This window comes from Kitasatospora sp. NE20-6 (assembly GCF_045862635.1).
In genome coordinates this window covers 1-19,438 of record NZ_BPRL01000002.1, presented here as the reverse complement: position 1 = coordinate 19,438, position 19,438 = coordinate 1, and the positions used below count along the sequence as shown (strand labels likewise).

The window sequence follows — 19,438 nt, the reverse complement described above, 5'->3', positions numbered from 1 at the left end:
GGTCGGGCCGGTCTGTCCAGGGCGACGCGGGGGCCGGCCCGCCGGCCGGCCCCCGCGAGCCGTTACTGGAGGTTCGCCAGAACCTGGTTGACCTGGCTCTCGGCGTCCGAGAGCAGCTTGTCGACGTTGGCGTTCTTGTCGGTCAGGACGGCCGAGACGGCGTTGTCCAGGACCTTGTAGATCTGCTGGGCGTTGGCGGGCTCGGTCTTGCCGGGCACCTGGACGGCCAGGTAGGGCGCGTAGTTGGCGACCGGGACGGTGGCGCTCGCGGCCTTCAGCTTGTTGTCCTCCTCCAGCGTGGAACCGCCGAAGAAGAAGGGCTGGGGCAGGCCGACGGGCAGGCCGTCGGTCTTGGTGCGGGCGTAGTCGAACTGGCCCTTGCCCATGGTGAGGAACTTGAAGTTGACCCAGGCGATGCCGGCCTTGATCTGGTCCGGGGTGGACCCCTTCTTGAACATGTAGTCGGCGCCGCCGAGCAGGGCCGACTTGCCGCCCGGCATCGGGCCCATGCCGTAGTCCTCGTACTTGCCCTTGAGGGTCTGGACCATGTACGTGATGTCGTCCGGCGCGCCGATGTACATGCCGAGCTTGTTGGTCGACATCTGGGTCATCAGGTCGGGCCACTTGAGGCTCTGGGTCTCGCCCATGACCTTGTCGGTCCAGCGCATGTCGTACAGGTTCTGCAGGACCTGCTTGCCCTCGGGGGTGTTGAAGGCGGCCTTCTTGCCGTCCTCGGTGGTCATCGAGCCGCCGAGGCCGTACAGCTCGGCGGTGTAGTGCCAGCCGCCCTGGTTGGTGGCGCTGTAGTCGCCGTAGCCGTTGACGCCGTTGCCGAGCGCGGCGATCTTCTTGGCCGCCTCACGGATCTCGGCCCACGTCGTCGGCGGCTTCTCGGGGTCGAGGCCGGCCTGCTTGAAGAGGGCGCGGTTGTAGAGCAGGCCCATCTTGTAGTTGGTGGTGGGCAGGCCGTAGAGCTTGCCCTCCGACTTCAGGGTGGACATGACCGAGGGGTCGATGTCCTTGAGGGCCGGCACGGTCTGGTCGTTGACGTAGGCCGTGATGTCCTCGGCGCCGTCCGCGTCCAGGACCTGCTCGCGGTCCGTGAAGTAGGTGTAGAAGACGTCCGGCTGGGTCTTGCCCTTGAGCTGGGCGGTGAAGGAGGCCGGCTCCTCGCAGGGCGAGGCGTCCTTGGAGTTGATCGTGACGTTCGGGTAGAGCTTGTTGAACGCCGCGACGTCCTCCGCCCACTCCTTGCGCTCGGCAGGCTTGGTGGTCGGCGGCTGGCAGTCGATGCTGATGGTGACCTTGGTGTTCGGGTCGAGCGTCGCGCTGGCCGCCGGCTTGCCGGAGTCGCCGGAGGTGCCCGAGTCGCCGCTGCCCGAGGAGGAGCAGGCGGCCGCGGTGAGCGCAAGGCCCGCAGCGGCGGCGAAGGCGACGGTTCTGCGGACGAGCCGGTCTCTGTTCATGCGGATGGACCCTTTCAAGCACGGTGGGCGGCGCCAAGGCGCGGGGGTGCCCGTGGAATTCCGGTGGGGGGCCGTCCCCGGGAGACACCCGGGGAAGGGGAAGCGTGCAAGGCCGAGCCACGGACGCTGCTTGCGGCAGCGCCGGCTGGTGTCGACTACTTAACCAGCCCCGACAGATGTCCACAAGATGTCGACGAGATTTCGCAAAAACCTGACGTAGACCTTGCGACTTCCGTGGCGTCCGCCGACGGCCCACTGTCCCGCCCTGGCCTGCGGACGAGCCCGCAACGGCCCTCAGGGCGCCTCGCGGCCCCCTCCCGGACCGATCCGGCCCACCCGGGCCGCCAGGGCCCGAAACCGGCCCCTGCAGGCCCGTTGGGGCTCCGGGGCCCGGCTGCGAGGTCGTGGCCCGACCGTGTCCTGACCGTGTCCCGAACGAATCCGCCCCGCCCCGGGCACCACCGGCCGGCGCTCCGGGGCCACCGCAAACGGCCCCGGACATGCCGAAGCAGGGCGGGCCGTCGGGCGCCCGCCCTGCTTCGTTTGCGCAATCGTTACGGGTTGACCGTGATCTTGAAGGTCGACGTCGTGTTCTGGATGTCCTTGAAGTTGCCGCTCGTCGTCAGGTGGTTGAAGACGACCTCACCCACCGCCGGACCCTGGCCCGCCTCGGGCATCTCGTTCGCCCAGACGCCGTAGCCGGACTTCGCGTCGAAGGCGTCGCCGCTCTTCTTCGCGCCGGTGATCGAGATGTTGGTGAAGACGGTGTCCTTCACCGGGTACAGCGGCTGGCCGCCGGTGTAGCCGGTCTGGAACATGATGCCGCTGTAGGTCGGGTCGACGATGTCGACGTCGCTGACGCGGATGCCCTGGAAGACCTTGGAGGCCGAGAAGACCCAGATCGCCGGGAAGACCTGCGAGCCCCAGAAGTGGCCGCCGGACCGCACGATCGAGATGTTCTGCAGGTCGGTCGTCGGCGAGGCGCCGAAGCCGTTCATCGCGTAGCCGAAGTCCAGCGACGAGATGGTGATGCCGGAGTAGCAGAGGGTGTCCGCGATGTAGATGTTGCGGAACGTGTTGGCGTAGCCGCCGTACACCGCGATACCCGCCGCACGCCAGGTCAGGATGGTGGTGAGGTTCTCGAAGACGTTGTTCTTCTCGTCGGCGCCGCCGGCGTCGATGGCGGAGAACAGCGCGAAGGAGTCGTCACCGGTGGCGCGGGCCTCGTTGTTGGAGACCAGGTTGTCGGTGGAGCCGTTGGTCATGTTGATGCCGTCGGCGAAGGTGTCGCGGATCCGGGAGTTCGTGATCTTCATGTTGTCGGTGTTGGCACCCCAGTACATGCAGATCATGTGCTCGGTCCAGATGTTGTCGATCGTGATGTCCGCGACGTTGGCGAAGTCGAAGACCTTGCCGGGACCGTCGATGCGCGAGGTGTAGTTGCCGAAGTAGGCGAACCCGGAGAAGGTCGAGCCGTTGGCGGTGTTCTGCGCGCGGAAGCCCACGTCGGTGTTGCTCTGGTCGGTCGGGGCGAAGAACCGCGTGAACCACGGACCCGCGCCGACGACCTTGATCGCCTTGCCGTAGACCTGGAACTTGTTCGAGGTCTGGTAGTCACCGGCGGGCAGGTAGACGCCGACCAGGGTGCCGGTGGTGTCCATCCGCACCTTGTCCAGGGCGTTCTGCACGTCCTGGTGGGTGAAGCCGGTCGGCACCGCGTACTTCGCCGGGTCCGGGTTCGCGATCTGGGTCGCCTGCTCCAGGCTGACGAAGTCGATGGCGTAGCTGGTGCTGTTCGCCGCGTCCTTCTGCAGCTTGATCTTGTGACCGGCCGGCACGGTGGTGCCGAGCAGCAGGTTGGCCTCGTCGTAGATGTGGCGCGGGCCGCCGGCGCTCGGGCCGTTGCCCGGAGAGGTCTCGTTGCCGTACAGCCAGGAGTACTTGGAGGTCAGGCTGACGGCCTTCAGGAAGGTGCCGTCGACGTAGACGTTCAGCGTCGAGTTGATGCCGTCGCCGCCCGCCGCGTCCGGGATGGAGAACCGGGTGACGAGCGAGTTGGTGCTCGCCTTGGTGGTGAACTCCACCGACGCACCGGTCGAGTTGAGCGTGACGGCCTTGCGGCCGGACGCCTCGCCGGCGATGTCGCCGATGGTGCGGTTCGGGCCGGCCACGGCCGCGCCGCCCGCCAGGACGCCGTCCTCGGCCTCGTAGATGTCGAACGGCATGTTCGCGCCGCGGCCGATGTAGAGGCCCTGGCTGGTGGTGTTGTTGGCCTGCTTGACCGGCAGCTCGTTGCTGTCGGTCGCGATGACCGTCTTCACCGTGTACTTGCCGTTGACGGCCGTCCAACTGCCCAGCGACACCGGGGAGGTGGTGGCGCCCGGCGCGATGGCACCGCTGTAGGAGCCGGTCAGCGTCTTGACCACGGCGCCGGTGGCGTCCGCGACGGTCAGGGTGACGCCGTGGCTGCCGGAGGCGGCGGCCGAGGTGCCCTGGTTCTTGATGGCGACCGTGAAGTTCACGGCGTTGCCCGCGGCCGGGTTGGAGGGCGACCAGGAGACCGGGGAGGCCACCAGGTCGGAGCTCGCGACCTGCGCCACGACCAGGTTGGCGGCCGCGGTGAAGGTGTTGTTGGTCTCGTCCTGCTCGATGACCGCGTTGGACTCGTCGACCTTCGCGACGAGCTGGTAGCTGCCCGCGTTCTGCGCGGGGACGCTCACGTTGACGGTGCTGGAGGCACCGGCCGCGAGGGCGCCGACCTGGGCGGTGCCGACCTTGGTCGAACCGAGGTAGAGGTTCACCGAGGTGGCGGCGGAGGCCGCGGTGCCCTGGTTCCTCACCGTGGTGGCGAGGGTGAGGGCGTCGGTCTCGACCGGGTTGGCCGGGCTGACGGTCGTCGCGGTGACCAGCAGGTCCGGGTTGGGCGCCGGGACGCCGACGACCTGGAACTCGGCGACCTGACCCGCGGAGGAGCCGGTGTTGGAGGTGATCTTCAGCTGGACGTCGGCGGCCCGCCCGGAGACCGGGATGGTCACCGTGTTGCCCGAGGCCGGGTCGAAGGTGTACGCCTTCGCGGCGGACAGGCTGGTGAAGGAGGAGCTGCTCTGCTCGCGGCCCAGCACCTCGATGGTCTGGGTGCGGGCGCCCCAGGCGGAGGCCGGGTTGAGCTTCACGACCACCGAGCTGGTGTCGGCGTTGGAGCCGAGCGCCACGGTGAGGGTGTTCGGGTAGCTGCCGCCCGCGCCCTCCCAGTAGGTGGCGGTGTCGTTGTCGTTGGCGTTGGCCGCGACGAAGGTGAACACCGAGGAGTTGGCGGTGATCGGCTTGCCGGCGGCCAGGTTGGTGCCGGTGCCGCCGGTCTGGCCGGTGCGGATCACGGTGTTGCTGGTGTCCGACTGGTTGCCGGCGGCGTCCTTGGCCTTCACGTAGTACGAGACCGTGGCGCTGTCGGGCTGGCTGTCGGTGTAGGTCAGCACGCTGCCGCCGACGCTCGCGCGCAGCGAGCCGTTGGCGTACACGTCGTAGCCCGTGACGCCGGTGTTGTCGGTCGACGCGCCCCAGGTCAGCCTGATCTGACCGGAGGCCGGCTGGGTGAACGCCAGGCCGGCGGGGGCGCTGGGCGCCTGGGTGTCGCCGGTGGCGCCGGTGCGGGTGACGGTGGCGCTGGCGGCCGACTGGTTGCCCGCGGCGTCCTTGGCCTTCACGTAGTACGAGACGGTGGCGCTGTCCGCACGGGTGTCGGTGTAGGTGAGGACGTTGCCCGCGACGCTGGTCAGCAGCGAGCCGTTGGCGTACACGTCGTAGCCGGTGACGCCGGTGTTGTCGGTGGCGGCGTTCCAGGTCAGCCTGATCTGGCCGGAGCCGGGCTGGGTGAACGCCAGGCCGCCGGGCGCGGTGGGCGCCTGGGTGTCGCCGGAGCTCGGGCCGTACACCTCGAACTCGGACAGCTGGGCCGCGGGCCACTGGCTGTTCGCGGTGAAGGTCGCCCGCACGTACCGGGTGGTGACGGTGCTGACGTTGATGGTGACGGTGTTGCCGGTCGCCGGGTTGAAGGCGTACGCGGCGGAGGCCACCAGGTCGGTGAAGTTGGTGCCGTCGCTGGAGCCCTGGAGCTTCAGCGTCTCGCTGCGGCTCTCCCAGGCGGACGGCAGCCGCAGCACGACCTTGTTGACCGGCACGGCGGAGCCGAGGTCGGCCTGGAACCACTGGGGGAAGGAGCTGCTGTTGCTCTCCCAGTAGGTGCCGGTGTTGCCGTCGGCGGCGTTGCCGGCCGCGTACGGCGCGACGGCGCTGCTGGAGGTCGCCGAGCGGACGAGGTTGCCGGACGCGCTGGTGGCGCCGTACACCTCCAGCTCGGAGAACTGCGCGGCCGGCCAGCCGGTGTTGGCGCTGACGTTGACGCGGACGAAACGGGTGGTGGTGGCACCGAAGTTGAGCCGGACGGTGTTGCCCGCACCCGGGTCGAACGCGTAGAGGGCGGAGCCCAGGATGGTGGAGAAGTTCGAGCCGTCGGTGGAGCCCTGCAGCGTCAGGGTCTCGTTGCGGGAGCCCCAGCCGGCAGGGAGCTTCAGCACGACCTGGTCGATGGCGGTGGCGCTGCCGAGGTCGACCTGGACCCACTGCGGCAGGGCGTTGTTGCTGGACTCCCAGTAGCTGTCCTGGCTGCCGTCGTTGACGTTGGCCACGACGCGCTCGCCGGTGGAGCTGCTGGCGGTGACGGTCTTGCCGGCCGCGAGGTTCGGTCCGCCGGCGGCGTGGGCCGGGACGACCGGGCCTATCACCATCATCAGCAGGCCGGTCGCGACCGTCGCGGCGCCGAGCCGCGGCAGTGTGCGCTTCGATCTCATTGTGTCCCTCTGTCTCTGCGGTTCGTGATGGTGCGCGGCGTGGCGGCCCCCGGCTCCGCCGCGCGGCACCCTCGCGGGTGCACCGGGGCGCAGGCCCCGGATCGGACAGCCGACCGAGTGGGGCGGTCCGAAACCTGTGGTGGAGCGTCAGCTACCGGACGGGGTGGTGGAGTCCGGTGCACCGGCCGACGGGCCGGGCGGTGACGACGACGGGGTGGGGCCCGGTGGTCCGGGTCCGGGTGGCCGGTGCCGGGCGGACCGCGGTGGCGGTCGCATCGGGGGCCGAGGACGGGCAGCACGAGATTCCCATGGGGGTTCCTGCCTTCGTGGGGGAAGTTGCAGAAGGAATCAAGAAAATGACGTTCATCTGTAGCTGTTTTGCGCGATGGCAGCCAAGAGTTACAGAGGTGCTACAGGCATGTCAACGGATCGCACCGACCGAGTGCACACGAAAAAAGGGCGGGCACCGGAGTGCCCGCCCTGCATCTGTCTGTCCGTCAGGAAGCCCTGACCGGCTGCGATCGGCCCCCGGCCGATCCGCGGCAGCCCCGCGTCCGGCCCGCCGTCAGCCGCGCGGCCGCATCGGCGCGGTCGAACCCCGCACCACCAGCTCCGGCTCGAAGAGCAGCTCGTCGTGGGTCACCTTCACCCCGGCGATCTCCCCCACCAGCAGCTCCACGGCCGCGCGCCCCATGGCCTCGATCGGCTGGCGCACCGTGGTCAGCGGCGGGTCGGTGCACATCATGAACGACGAGTCGTCGTAGCCGATCACCGACACGTCGTCGGGCACGGAGAGCCCCGCGCGGCGGACGGCGCGCACCGCGCCCAGCGCCAGCGGGTCGCTCGCGCAGACGATCCCGGTGACCCCCTGGCGCAGCAGCCTGGTCGTCGCCGCCTGCCCGCCCTCCAGGCTGAACAGCGCCCGCTCGACGTGGATGTCCGGCAGCTCCGCACCGACCCTGGCCAGCGCCGCACGGGCCGCGGCCAGCTTCCGCTGGGACGGCACGTGGTCGACCGGACCGACCACCAGGCCGATCTTGCTGTGTCCCAGCTGCCGCAGGTGGCCCACGGCCTGCTCCACGGCGACGGCGTCGTCGCACGACACCCGGGGGAAGTCGAGGTCGTCGATGGCGGCGTTGAGCAGCACCGTCGGCAGGCTGCGGTCGGCCAGCCGGTCGTAGTGCTCGTGCGGGGCGTCGCCCTGCGCGTACAGGCCGCCGAAGAAGACGATGCCGGAGACGTGCTGCTCCAGCAGGAGGTCGACGTAGTCGGCCTCGGAGACCCCGCCGGCGGTCTGGGTGCAGAGCACGGGGGTGAACCCCTGGCCGGCCAGGGCGCCGCTGACCACCTCGGCGAACGCCGGGAAGATCGGGTTCTGCAGCTCGGGGAGCACGAGTCCGACCAGCCGGGCCCGCTCGCCCCGCAGCTGGGTCGGGCGCTCGTACCCGAGCACGTCGAGAGCGGTGAGCACCGCCGCGCGGGTCGCCTCGGAGACGCCGGGCTTCTCGTTCAGCACTCGGCTGACGGTGGCCTCGCTCACCCCGACCTTCTTGGCCACTTCGGCAAGTCGTCGTGTCATGGCTGTGAGTGTACGGCAAAAAGCGCAAACCGCTTGCGCTGATTTGCAGAGTGGAAGGTGCTTGCGTTACGCACCCGTAGCGCTACTGTGCGTGACGACCATGCCCGTGCGTTCCTGGAGGAACCGTGCGTCCCAAGCTGCTCGCCGCCCTCGCCGCCGTCCCCCTGATGCTGTCCGCCGCCCCCGCGTCGGCGGCGCCCGCCGACCGCTACGCCGCACTCGGAGACTCCTTCGCCGCCGGGGTCGGCGCGGGCGGCTACGACCCGGCGAGCGGCGCCTGCCACCGCTCCGCCGGCGCCTACCCCGCGCTCTGGCGCGCCGGGCACGGCCCGGCGGACTTCCTCTTCGCCGCGTGCAGCGGCGCCCTCACCGCCGACGTGCTGCGCGACCAGATCCCCCGGGTGCCGGCGGACACCACCCTCGTCACCCTCACCATCGGCGGCAACGACCTCGCCTTCGCGGACGCGGCCGTCGCCTGCCTCCAGCCGCTCACCACCGACGCCCGGTGCGACGCGGCGCTCGACGAGTCGGAGCGGCGGCTCGCCGAGGAACTGCCCGGCCGGCTCGACACCCTCTACCGCGCGCTCGACGCGCAGGCCCCCGCGGCCCGGGTGGTGGTGACCGGCTACCCGCACCTGCTGGGCACCGGCAGCACCTGCCTCATCGGGACGGAGGCGCGGCGGTCGCGCTTCAACGCGCTGACCGACCGGCTGGACGAGCTGATCGGACGTCAATCGGCGAAGCAGGGGTTCCGGTTCGCCGACGTCCGGGCCGGGTTCGCGGACCACGGCGCCTGCCGCGGCGGCCCGGACGAGTGGATCCACCCGATCACGCTCCCGTTGTGGGAGTCGTACCACCCGAAGGCGTCCGGGCAGTCCGGCGGCTACCTGCCGAGCGTGTCGGACGCCGTGCTCGGATAGGCTGCCCACTCCGGCCTGGGCAGGCATCAAAGCCCGTAGGCTGGGCAGGTAGGGACCGTGGAACGCGGCGTTCCACGCGAGGTTCGACCGGCCGACTGCCGGCCACCGGTCCGCGGGCCGGGAGGGGGGCGGCACCGGCCGACGGAGGGAGACGCTGGGTGATCGAGCTGGAGGACGTTCCCGAGTTGATCGACCCGGTGATGATCTGCGCCTTCGAGGGCTGGAACGACGCCGGCGACGCCGCCTCGGCCGCGGTCGGACACCTCGACGAGACCTGGGGCGGCAAGGTGTTCGCCGCGCTGGACGCCGAGGACTACTACGACTTCCAGGTGAACCGTCCGACGATCTGGCTGGACGGCGGCGTACGCCGGATCACCTGGCCCACCACCCGGCTGTCGGTGGTGCGGGTCAACGAGCCGAAGATCCGCGACCTGGTGGTCGTCCGCGGCATCGAGCCCAGCATGCGCTGGCGCTCGTACTGCAACGAGCTGCTCGGCTTCGCGCACGAGCTGGGCGTCGAGCTGGTCGTGATCCTGGGTGCGCTGCTCGGCGACACCCCGCACAGCAGGCCGGTGCCGGTCAGCGGCGTCACCTCGGACGCGGCGCTCGCCCGCTCCCTCGACCTGGAGGAGAGCAAGTACGAGGGCCCGACCGGGATCGTCGGCGTGCTGCAGGAGGCCTGCGCCCACGCCGGGGTGCCGGCCGTGACGCTCTGGGCCGCGGTGCCGCACTACGTGGCGCAGCCGCCCAACCCGAAGGCCACCCTGGCGCTGATCAACAAGCTGGAGGACCTGCTCGACCTGCGGATCCCGCCGGGCGAGCTCGCCGACGACTCCCGGGCCTGGCAGCTCGGTGTCGACCAGCTCGCCGCCGAGGACAGCGAGGTGGCGGAGTACGTGCAGCAGCTGGAGGAGGCGCAGGACACCGCGGAGCTGCCGGAGGCGTCCGGCGACGCCATCGCCCGGGAGTTCGAGCGTTACCTGCGGCGCCGGGACAACCTCGGGCCGACCGGGGAGAAGCCGGTGGCCGGGCACGCGGTCGCGGAGCGCCCGACGGAGGCTCCCCCGGAGCCCAGGACCGACGGGCCGGACACCACCGCCGACGCACCCGGGGCCACGGCCGGCGAGGCTCCGGACGCACCGGAGACCGGGCCCGACGAGGCGCCGAAGGACGAGACGCCGGAGGACCAGGCACCCAAGGACGAGACGCCGAAGGACGAGGCGCCGAAGGACGACGAGTAGGACGTGGAACGCCGCAGGGGCCACCGGTCGGTGGCCCCTGCGGCGTGTCCGGGGTGCGCCGTCAGAGCGCCACGCCGAGCAGCGCGTCCACGGTGCGCGACACCAGCCCGGGGGCGCCGATGTCCTCGCCGCCGGTCGCGGCCTGGCCCTCGGCCCAGCGGTCGACGGCCGCGAGGGCGGCCGGGGCGTCCAGGTCGTCGGCGAGGGCGGTCCGGACCTCCGCGAGCAGGCCGGACGCGTCCGGGCCGTCCGGCCGGGAGACGGCGGCCCGCCAGCGGGCGAGGCGCTCCTGGGCCCGGGTGAGGTCGTGCTCCGTCCACTCCCAGTCGCTGCGGTAGTGGTGGGCGAGCAGGGCGAGGCGGATGGCCGCCGGGTCGACGCCCTCGCGGCGGAGCTTCGAGACGAAGACGAGGTTGCCGCGGGACTTCGACATCTTGTGGCCGTCCAGCGCGACCATGCCCGCGTGGACGTAGGCGTGGGCGTACGGGTGCTCGCCCGTGACGGCCTGCGCGTGCGACGCGCCCATCTCGTGGTGCGGGAAGGAGAGGTCGCTGCCGCCGCCCTGGATGTCGAACGACATGCCGAGGAACTCCAGGGCGATCGCCACGCACTCGATGTGCCAGCCGGGGCGGCCGTGGCCGAGCTCGGTGTCCCAGGCGGGCTCGCCGGGGCGGGCGGAGAGCCACAGCAGGGCGTCCAGCGGGTGCTTCTTGCCGGGGCGCTGCGGGTCGCCGCCCCGCTCGGCGAAGACCGGCAGCATCGCCTCGCGGTCGAGGCCGCTGACCCCGCCGAAGCGCGGGTCGGCGTCGACCGAGAAGTAGACGTCGCCGTCCAGCTCGTACGCGGCGCCGCTCGCGAGCAGCTTCCTGACCAGCGGGACGATCCACGGGATGGACTCGACGGCGCCGATGTAGTGCGCCGGCGGGAGCATCCGCAGGGCGGTCATGTCCTCGCGGAAGAGGGCGGTCTCGCGCTCGGCGAGCTCGGTCCAGTCCTGGCCGGTGGCGACGGCGCGCTCCAGGAGCGGGTCGTCGACGTCGGTGACGTTCTGCACGTACAGGACGTCGTGACCGGCGTCCTTCCAGACCCGCTGCACCAGGTCGAAGGTGGTGTAGGTGGCGGCGTGGCCCAGGTGGGTCGCGTCGTACGGGGTGATGCCGCAGACGTAGAGACGGGCGGTCGGGCCCTGGGGCACGACCTCCCGGACACTGTTCGTGGCGGTGTCGTGGATTCGAAGGGGAAGCCCCTGACCAGGCAGGGCGGGAACCTCGGAGGCGGGCCAGGCATGCATGGCTCCGACTCTAACCTTGCGATCATTTGAAAGACCAACCAGTCGACGGGATCGGCCGGATTACGTTCGCCGTCGGTTCCGGATCGGTATCAGAGCGGCGGCCAGGGAATAGAAGGCCACTGCGCCGACGGCAGCGGATGGCTCCCGGTGCGCAGCAGGGCGGCGGTCCGGGCGCGGGCCGCGTCGAGTTCGGCGGGCGTGAGGTGCGGGGCGAGGCGGCCGCCGAGCGGCCCGTCGAGGTCGGCGGCGAGCCGGCCCAGCACCTCGCGGGCCTCGCCGGTCAGCGGCTGCCCGGCCCAGCCCCAGAGCAGGGTGCGCAGCTTGCCGTCGGTGTTGAAGGTCACGCCGTGGTCGATGCCGTAGATCCGGCCGTCGGCGGCCGGTATCCAGTGGCCGCCCTTGCGGTCGGCGTTGTTGAGCACCGCGTCGAGCACCGCGAGCCGGCGCAGCCGGTCGTCGTCGCGGTGCACCAGCAGCGCCGTCCGCCCGTCCTCGATCTCGGCGCGGACGATCGGCAGCCAGCCGGGGGCCGGGCCGTCCGGGTCCTGGAGGTCGAGGAGTTCGGGGGCGTCCGGGTCGGGCTCGACCCACAGCTGCACCATGCCGGGGCCGTGCGGCCCGTCGCGCAGCACGGTGGGCGGCACCAGCGCCCAGCCGGTGGCGGCGGAGAGCTCGTACGCGGCGGCCTCGCGGCCGGCGAGGGTGCCGTCGGGGAAGTCCCAGAGCGGGCGTTCGCCGGCGACCGGCTTGTAGACGCAGGGGGCCGTGACGCCGTCCAGCGCGACCGTGCAGTAGAGGACGGCGTTGGAGGCGTCGGTGAGCCGGCCGTGGACGGCCAGCCGGCCCTCGCGCAGCAGGGCGAGGGCGGCGGGCAGGTCGGCGGCGAGCGCGGCGCTGGTGGCCGGGTCGGTGCCGGGGAGGCCGGGCCCGGGCTCGGGCTCAAGCCCGGGCTCGGGCTCAAGCTCGGGCTCGGGCTCAGGCCCGGGCTCGGGCGGCTGCTCCGGCCCCCGTTCCGGGGCGCGGGGGGCCGGCGTCTGCGGGTCCTGGGGCTGCTCGGCGTCGTTCAGCGCCGGTAGCCGTTCGCGCGCGGGCACAGGTGACCCTCCGGGTCGAGCGGGAGGTTGCAGAACGGGCAGGGCCGGCGGCCGGCGGCCACGAGGTCGAGGGCGCGCCGGGCGAACACCCGGGCCATCGCGCCGGTGAGCCGGACCCGCAGCATGTCGGGGCCGTTCTCGTCGTCCTCGAAGAGGGCCGTCTCCTCGTCCTCGGCGTCCTCGACGACGGCCTGGGCCTCGACGACGAGGCGCTCGTCGGCGCTGTCCCAGGCGAGCGCCATCGTGCCGACCCGGAACTCCTCCTCCAGCGGCACGTCGAGCGGAGCGCTGTCGAGGAGTTCGGTGGGGGCGACCGCCGGGATCGCGGTGGAGCCGCCGCTGCGCCGCAGCGCCTCGTCGAGCACCTCCTCGACCCGCTCGGCGAGCGCGGCCACCTGGGCCTTTTCGAGCAGCACGCTGGTGATCCGGCCGCGGGCGCTGGCCTGCAGGTAGAACGCGCGGGAACCGGGCTGGCCGACGGTACCGGCCACGAACCGCTCGGGCTGGTCGTAGAAGAAGACCTGACGGGGCACTCTCTCGCTCCGGATCGGGATTCGGACGGGCTCATCGGCCACCCTACGGCGTGCGCCGTGGGGACGCTGCGGCCGGTCTGCTCAAGCGGCTCCGCCGACCACGGCGTCGCCGCCGGGCACCTGCGGCCGCTCCGGCCGGGGGGCGAGCGCGGCGAGGCTGCCGGTGTCGCCGAGGCGCAGCAGGAAGGGGCGGTGGGGGGTGTAGCGGATCGCGGTGACCGAGCAGGGTTCGACGGAGATCCGCTGGAAGTGGTCGAGGTGCAGGCCGAGCGCGTCGGCGACGACCGCCTTGATGACGTCGCCGTGGGTGCACGCGGCCCAGACCGCGTCCTCGCCGTGCTCGGCGGCGACCTTCTCGTTCCACTCGCGGGCGGCGTCGACCGTGCGGTGGGAGAGTTCGCGCAGCGACTCGCCGCCCGGGAAGGCGGCGGCGGAGGCGTGGTCCTGGACGACGCGCCAGAGCGGTTCCCCGGCGAGCTCGCGCAGCGGCCGGCCGGTCCAGTCGCCGTAGCGGCATTCGCCGAACCGCTCGTCGACGGCGGGGCCGCCGAGCTCCGGACGGGCGGCGAGCAACGGGGCGAGCGTCTGCCGGCAGCGCTCCAGCGGGCTGCTGACGACCTGGGCCAGCGGCACCCCGGAGAGGCGTCCGACCAGGGCGGCGGCCTGCTCGCGGCCGGTGTCGTCGAGGTCCACGCCGGGTGTCCACCCGGCCAGCACACCGGCGGTGTTGGCGGTGGAGCGGCCGTGGCGTACGAGCAGCAGCGTGGGCATGCGGCCAAGCCTAAGGCCTGCACCCGGGGGCGGGTGCGGGGCGGGGTGGGACGGGCTACGGGCACGGGTGGTGGGGCGGGTGCGGGGCGGGGCTACGGGCGGTCGGGGCCGGGCGGTGTCCGTCGCGTGTGATTTCCGCGGATGTGACGGGATGTGATGACCGCCGGGGCGTCGGCGCGGGAGAATGTCCGCATGATCGTCGACTGCGCCACCTACCGGGACGGCCACCGGGTGAAGGGCCCCGAGGACTTCTCGGACGCGCTGGAAGCCGTGCGGGCCGCCGGGGACGGCTTCCTGTGGATCGGGCTGCACGACCCGTCCGCCGAGGAACTCGACCTGGTCGCGGCCGAGTTCGACCTGCACCCGCTGGCCGTCGAGGACGCCCTGACGGCCGCTCACCAGCGCCCCAAGCTGGAGGTCTACCCGGATTCGGTCTTCGCCGTCGTCAAGACCCTGGCCTACGAGCGGCCGGACGTGCCGGTCGTCACCGGCGAGGTGCTGATGTTCGTCGGCGACGCCTTCGTGATCACCGTCCGCCACGGCGCCATCAGCCCGCTGGGCGCGCTGCGCAAGGAGCTGGAGGGGCGCCCCGAGATCCTGGCCCTGGGCCCGGCGGCCGTGCTGTACGGGGTCTGCGACCGGGTCGTCGACGACTACGTCGACCTCGTCACCACCGTCCAGGGCGATCTGGACGAGCTGGAGGCCGACGTCTTCTCGCCCGGCCGCACCCGCGGCGTCGCCGAGCGGATCTACTCGTTCAAGCGGCAGGCGGTGGCGTTCCGGCGGGCGGTCGCGCCGCTCCAGGAGCCCGCCACCCGGCTGGTGCGCGGCGGACTGCCGTTCGTGCCGGAGGACCTGCAGGCCTACCTGCGGGACGTGCTGGACCACCTGACCCGGGTCAACGAGCAGATAGACGCGCTCGACCGGCTGCTCACCGACATCCTGGCGGCCAACCTCGCGCAGGTCAGCGTGCAGCAGAACAACGACATGCGGAAGATCTCCGCCTGGGCCGCGCTGGCGGCCGTGCCGACCATGATCGCCGGCATCTACGGGATGAACTTCGAGCACATGCCCGAGCTGCGGCAGCCCTGGGGCTACCCGGCGGCGGTCGGGCTGATGGCGCTGGCCTGCACGGTGCTCTACCGGTCGTTCAAGCGGGCCGGCTGGCTCTGAGCCTCCGCCCGCGGGCTCCGTCACCCACCTCTGTCCCCGATGCCTCCCCGCCTCCCCGCCTCCGCGCCCGGCCTCCGCGCGGGGCGGAGGCCGGGACGGGCCCGGGGCGCCCGTCAGGCCAGGCCGGCCCGCTCCAGCGCCTCGGCGCCGGTGCGCAGTGCGGTGATCCGCTCGTCCAGGGTGAAGCCGGCCGGGGCCAGGGTGAGCGTGGTGACGCCCGCCTCCGCGTAGGCCTGCATCCGGTCGGCGATCCGCTCGGTGGTGCCGATCAGCGAGGTGGCGTCGATCAGCTCGTGCGGGACGGCGGCGGCCGCGCCGGCCTTGTCGCCGGCGAGGTAGCGCTGCTGGATCTCGTCCGCGGCCTGCTCGAAGCCCATGCGGCGGGTCAGCTGGTTGTAGAAGTTCTTGTCCTTGCTGCCCATCCCGCCGATGTAGAGCGCGGCGTAGTCGCGCTGCACGTCGGCGGCGGCCCGGACGTCCTCGTCGACCGCGATGGTGACGGTCGGGCAGAGGTCGAAGCCGTCCAGGGTCAGCCCGGCCGTGGCGCGGCCCGCCTTCAGCGGGTCGAGGGAGAGGGCGGCGTGCTCGGGCGCGAAGAAGATGCCGAGCCAGCCGTCGGCGATCTCGCCGGTCTGCTCCAGGTTCTTCGGGCCGATCGCCGCGATGTAGAGCGGGATGTGCTCGCGCACCGGGTGCACGGTCAGCTTGAGCGGCTTGCCCGGGCCCCCGGGCAGCGGCAGCGTCCAGTGGGCGCCCTCGTGCACCAGCCGCTCGCGGGCCATCGCCTTGCGGATGATCTCCACGTACTCGCGGGTGCGGGCCAGCGGCTTGTCGAACTTCACGCCGTACCAGCCCTCGGAGACCTGCGGGCCGGACACGCCGAGGCCGAGCCGGAAGCGCCCGCCGGAGAGGGTGTCCAGGGTGGCCGCGGTCATCGCCGTCATGGCCGGCGTACGGGCCGGGATCTGGAAGATCGCCGAACCCACGTCGATCCGCTCGGTCTTCGCCGCGACGAAGCTGAGCACGGTCGCGGCGTCCGAGCCGTACGCCTCCGCGGCCCAGCAGACCGCGTAGCCGAGGCGGTCCGCCTCCTGCGCGACGGCGATGTTGTCGGCGTCCATGCCGAGTCCCCAGTACCCCAGGTTGATGCCAAGTCGCATTGCGCTGCCCACGCCTTCCGGTCGGTCCTACCGCGAGGGTAGCCGCGCCGCCCGATCCCGGGCTACCGGCGGGTAGCTGTGGGCTGCGTCACCCGGTCGCGCGGGTCTCCGCCACCCGGCGTGTCGCGGCCGCTACGCTCTGCGCTCGTGGGCTCCGCCCCCACCCTGCCGTACCAGCCCGTCGACGAAGGGGCACCCCCCATGAAGCAGCGCCACCTCGGCAGGACGGGCCTCACGGTGAGCCGGATCGGCCTCGGCACCCTGACCTGGGGCCTCGACACCGACGAGCAGGAGGCCGCCGAGCAGCTCAAGGCCTTCGTCGACGCCGGCGGCACCCTCGTGGACACCTCCGACGCCTACGCCGACGGCGGCGCCGAGTACCTCCTCTCCCGGCTCACCGACGGCCTCGTGCCGCGCTCCGACCTCGTCATCGCGACCAAGGCCGGCGCCCGCCCCGGCCCAGGCCGCCGCCACGACGCCTCCCGCGGCCACCTCCTCACCGCACTGGACGCCTCGCTGCGCCGCCTCAACACGGACCACGTCGACCTCTGGCAGGTCGACGGCCACGACCCCGCCACCCCGCTCGACGAGACCCTGCACGCCCTCGACATCGCCGTCTCCTCCGGCCGCGCCCGCTACACCGGCGTCTGCGACTTCAGCGGCTGGCAGCTCGCCAAGGCCGCCTCCTGGCAGCACGGCCACCCCGCCCGGGTGCCGCCCGCCGCCGCGCAGCTCGAGTACTCCCTGCTCCAGCGCGGCCTGGAGCGCGAGGTGCTGCCCGCCGCCCTGGACGCCGGCATCGGCGTGCTCGCCTCCTCGCCGCTCGGCCGGGGCGTGCTCACCGGCAAGTACCGGCACGGGGTGCCGCCCGAGTCGCGCGGGGCCTCCTCCCACCACGCCGGCACCGTGCAGCCGTACCTCGGCGAACGCTCGCGCCGGATCGTCGACGCGCTCGCCACCGCCGCCGACGGGCTCGCCACCAGCCCGCTGAAGGTCGCCCTCGCCTGGGTCCGCGACCGGCCCGGCGTGGCGAGCGCCCTGGTCGGCGCCCGCACGTCCGCCCAGCTGCAGGCAGCCCTGTCCGTGGAGGCCCTTACGCTTCCGGGTGAGATCCGCGGTGCGCTCGACGACGTCTCGGCGCCGGTGCACCGCTACCCGGACCAGGGCTGGACGGAGCTGTGACACCGTCGGCCGCGAGGAGACACAGATGACGCAAGCGGAGCAGCCGGCCCCGGAGCGACAGGCCGAGGCGGTCGCCGCGCTCGCCGAGGCGATCCGCGTGGCGGGGGCGTCGTCCGGGCCCGGCACCGAACCCGCCGCCGCCCCCGGGCCGCGCACGGACGAGCAGCACCGGGCCGCGCTCGCGGCCGCCGCCGAGGCGCTGGCCGCCGGCGGCGCCCCCGCCGGGCTCGCCGGGCCGGCCGTGGCCGCCCTCGGCGAGAGCGCCGGCGCGGTGCTGCGCGAGGACCCGTGGGCCGTCCTCGGCCTGCCCGGGGTCCGTCCCGACCAGGCCGACGGCTTCGCCCGCGGCCTCCTCGGCGCCACCGCCGACCCGGCCGACCCGCGCCGTGCGGGCGCCCTGGTGCCGTGGCTGCTGGAGCAGGCCGTGCTGCGCGGCCACTCCGCGCAGGAGATCGGCGAGGTCGCGGCGGCCCTGGAGGCCCACCGGGTGCCGGACGCCGCGGCCGCGCTGCAGGAGGCCGTGGTGGACGGCCGGGTGATGGCCTTCCAGGAGGAGCTGCCCGGGCACCGCCCGGCCGACGAGGACGAGGAGCCCCCCACCCGCACCCTGCTGGCACTGGAGCGGCTCGCCCTCGCCGAGGAGAGCCTCGGCGAGGGGCTCGTCCGGCTGCGGTCCACCCTCGTGCCCGGCACCGACGCACCGGCCGGCGAGGAGACCGGGCAGGAGAGCGACTCCGCTGCCGACTCCGGCACGGATTCCGCTGCCGATGCCGAGGCCGGTGCCGAGGCCGACAGCGGCAGCGAGGAGGACGAGGGCGCGGAGCCGGGCGACGACGCGCAGGACGGGGCCGAGCACGTCCCGGTCCGGCCCGGCCCCGCCGCCTGGGAGGCCGCCGCCGCTGCCGCGCCCTCCTCCTCGGCGGCCGCGCTGATCCGCGCGGTGGCCGGTGACGCCCTGGTCGTCCACACCGGCGGCGAGGCCTCCCGCGCGGAGCTCGCCGCCCTGCTGGCCGCCGCCGACGGCCTCGGCCTGAACGCCTGGGCGGCGGCCTGGACGGACCACGGCAGCGCCGCCCTCGGCGCCCTGCTGGACGACTCCCCCGCGGCCGCCCGGGTCACCACCCTCGCCCGGCTTCTCGGCGGCACCGCGGACGGCCCGGGCCGCGCCGTGGACGGCACCCTCGGCCTCGACCTGCTCGTCGTCCCGGACGCCCAGCTGCTCGACGTCGAACTCGCCGCCACCCTGCTGGAGGCGCTGGCCGACGGCACCCGGCTCGTCCTCAGCGGTGACCCGGCCCAGCTCTGGTCGGCCGGTCCCGGACGCTTCCTCGCCGATCTGGCCGCCGCGAAGTTCTGCCCCGTCGTGGCGTCCCGCACGCCCGACCTCGGTCCCGTCGGCGAGCTCGTCTCCGGCATCTCGATCGGCGAGCTGCAGCCCGTCGAGGCCCCGGAGAAGGAGGTCGTGGTGCTGGCCGTCCAGGACGCCGGCGAGGCCGTGCACCGGGCCGTCCAGCTGCTCGCCGACTCCATCCCCCGCGCGCTCGGCATCCCCGCCGAGCAGGTCGTGCTGCTCACCGCGGGCCACGCGGGCAGTGCCGGCACCCGCGCGCTGAACGCCGCCGCCAAGGCCCGGCTCAACCCCGGCCCCGGCACGTTCGGCGGCTTCGACCCGGGTGACCGGGTCGCCTGGTCGCCCGCCCCGGGCACCACCCTGCCCGGCCGGGTGCTGGACGGCGACGCCGCCGGGCTCCACCTGGAGCTCGCCGACGGCGCCCGCCTCACGCTCTCCCCCGCCCAGGCCGACCGTCTGCGGCACGGCTGGGCGCTCACCGCGCACCAGGCGGTCGGGCGGCGGTGGCCGGGCGTCGTCGCCGTCGTCCCGGGCGACGCGGGCGCCCTGCTCACCCGGCAGTGGGCGTACACGGCGTTCGGGCGTGCGGAGCGGCACCTCTCCGTGGTGCACCCGGCGGGCCCGCTGCTGGCCCAGGCGGTCGCCGAGCGGCCCGGCGCACCCCGGACGACCCGCCTGCGGGCGATCCTCGCGGAGCACACCGGCGAGGCGTGAGCGGTCCGGCCGCGTCCGGCCGTGCGGGCCGGCCGCGGCCGGCCCCCCGGCGGGGGGGGCCCGGGCCGGGGCCGGCGGGCCCCCCCCCCCCCGGCGCGATGGGGCCGGGCCGAGGG

General features: G+C 73.3%; 13 protein-coding genes. 5 read left to right on the top strand and 8 right to left on the bottom strand.

All coding sequences use genetic code 11. The annotated features are described in order from the left end of the window. Positions 1-62 precede the first annotated feature (62 nt). The 3 genes from SNE206_RS00665 to SNE206_RS00655 form a co-directional block, all read right to left on the bottom strand. Entirely contained in the window at positions 63-1,466 is a 1,404-nt protein-coding gene (locus SNE206_RS00665) for an extracellular solute-binding protein (protein ID WP_407911323.1), read from the bottom strand. A gap of 554 nt (positions 1,467-2,020) precedes the next feature. After that, entirely contained in the window at positions 2,021-6,313 is a 4,293-nt protein-coding gene (locus SNE206_RS00660; RefSeq protein WP_407911322.1) for a discoidin domain-containing protein, read from the bottom strand. A 565-nt stretch (positions 6,314-6,878) separates the two neighbouring features. Beyond that, positions 6,879-7,892, bottom strand: coding sequence for a LacI family DNA-binding transcriptional regulator (locus SNE206_RS00655; protein WP_405010531.1), 1,014 nt, complete (start codon positions 7,890-7,892; stop codon positions 6,879-6,881). Between the two features lie 125 nt (positions 7,893-8,017). Here SNE206_RS00655 and SNE206_RS00650 point away from each other — a divergent pair, with 125 nt between their 5' ends. Then, the gene (locus tag SNE206_RS00650; RefSeq protein ID WP_407911321.1) at positions 8,018-8,812 is read left to right on the top strand and encodes an SGNH/GDSL hydrolase family protein; all 795 of its coding nucleotides are present in this window, start codon (positions 8,018-8,020) and stop codon (positions 8,810-8,812) included. Between the two features lie 158 nt (positions 8,813-8,970). Then, positions 8,971-10,053 (top strand): PAC2 family protein, encoded by a 1,083-nt coding sequence (locus SNE206_RS00645; protein ID WP_407911320.1) that lies wholly within the window; start codon positions 8,971-8,973, stop codon positions 10,051-10,053. A gap of 61 nt (positions 10,054-10,114) precedes the next feature. Here SNE206_RS00645 and mshC read toward each other — a convergent pair whose 3' ends face one another. From mshC to SNE206_RS00625, 4 genes are all read right to left on the bottom strand, one after another. Then, positions 10,115-11,344 carry a cysteine--1-D-myo-inosityl 2-amino-2-deoxy-alpha-D-glucopyranoside ligase gene (gene mshC / locus SNE206_RS00640; protein ID WP_407911319.1) on the bottom strand — a complete coding sequence of 410 codons (1,230 nt, stop codon included), beginning with the start codon at positions 11,342-11,344 and terminating at the stop codon, positions 10,115-10,117. Between the two features lie 89 nt (positions 11,345-11,433). Continuing rightward, positions 11,434-12,438, bottom strand: coding sequence for an SCO1664 family protein (locus SNE206_RS00635; protein WP_407911318.1), 1,005 nt, complete (start codon positions 12,436-12,438; stop codon positions 11,434-11,436). After that, positions 12,408-12,971 (bottom strand): DUF3090 domain-containing protein, encoded by a 564-nt coding sequence (locus tag SNE206_RS00630; RefSeq protein WP_407911317.1) that lies wholly within the window; start codon positions 12,969-12,971, stop codon positions 12,408-12,410. Before SNE206_RS00630 ends, SNE206_RS00635 begins: the two co-directional genes overlap by 31 nt. An 81-nt stretch (positions 12,972-13,052) precedes the next feature. Further along, positions 13,053-13,742: a histidine phosphatase family protein gene (locus SNE206_RS00625; RefSeq protein WP_407911316.1), complete on the bottom strand. Its 690-nt coding sequence runs from the start codon at positions 13,740-13,742 to the stop codon at positions 13,053-13,055. A 192-nt stretch (positions 13,743-13,934) separates the two neighbouring features. Here SNE206_RS00625 and SNE206_RS00620 point away from each other — a divergent pair, with 192 nt between their 5' ends. Next, complete coding sequence (locus tag SNE206_RS00620) at positions 13,935-14,915, top strand: magnesium and cobalt transport protein CorA (protein WP_407911315.1); 981 nt, start codon at positions 13,935-13,937, stop codon at positions 14,913-14,915. Between the two features lie 113 nt (positions 14,916-15,028). Here SNE206_RS00620 and SNE206_RS00615 read toward each other — a convergent pair whose 3' ends face one another. Further along, positions 15,029-16,075, bottom strand: coding sequence for an LLM class F420-dependent oxidoreductase (locus SNE206_RS00615; RefSeq protein WP_405010537.1), 1,047 nt, complete (start codon positions 16,073-16,075; stop codon positions 15,029-15,031). Between the two features lie 201 nt (positions 16,076-16,276). Here SNE206_RS00615 and SNE206_RS00610 point away from each other — a divergent pair, with 201 nt between their 5' ends. Together SNE206_RS00610 and SNE206_RS00605 are read left to right on the top strand one after the other, a co-directional pair. After that, on the top strand, positions 16,277-17,257 hold the full coding sequence (locus SNE206_RS00610; protein ID WP_407911314.1) for an aldo/keto reductase: 981 nt from the start codon (positions 16,277-16,279) through the stop codon (positions 17,255-17,257). A gap of 25 nt (positions 17,258-17,282) precedes the next feature. Next, positions 17,283-19,322, top strand: a complete 2,040-nt coding sequence (locus SNE206_RS00605) for an AAA family ATPase (RefSeq protein WP_407911313.1) — start codon at positions 17,283-17,285, stop codon at positions 19,320-19,322. The last annotated feature ends 116 nt before the right edge of the window (positions 19,323-19,438 follow it).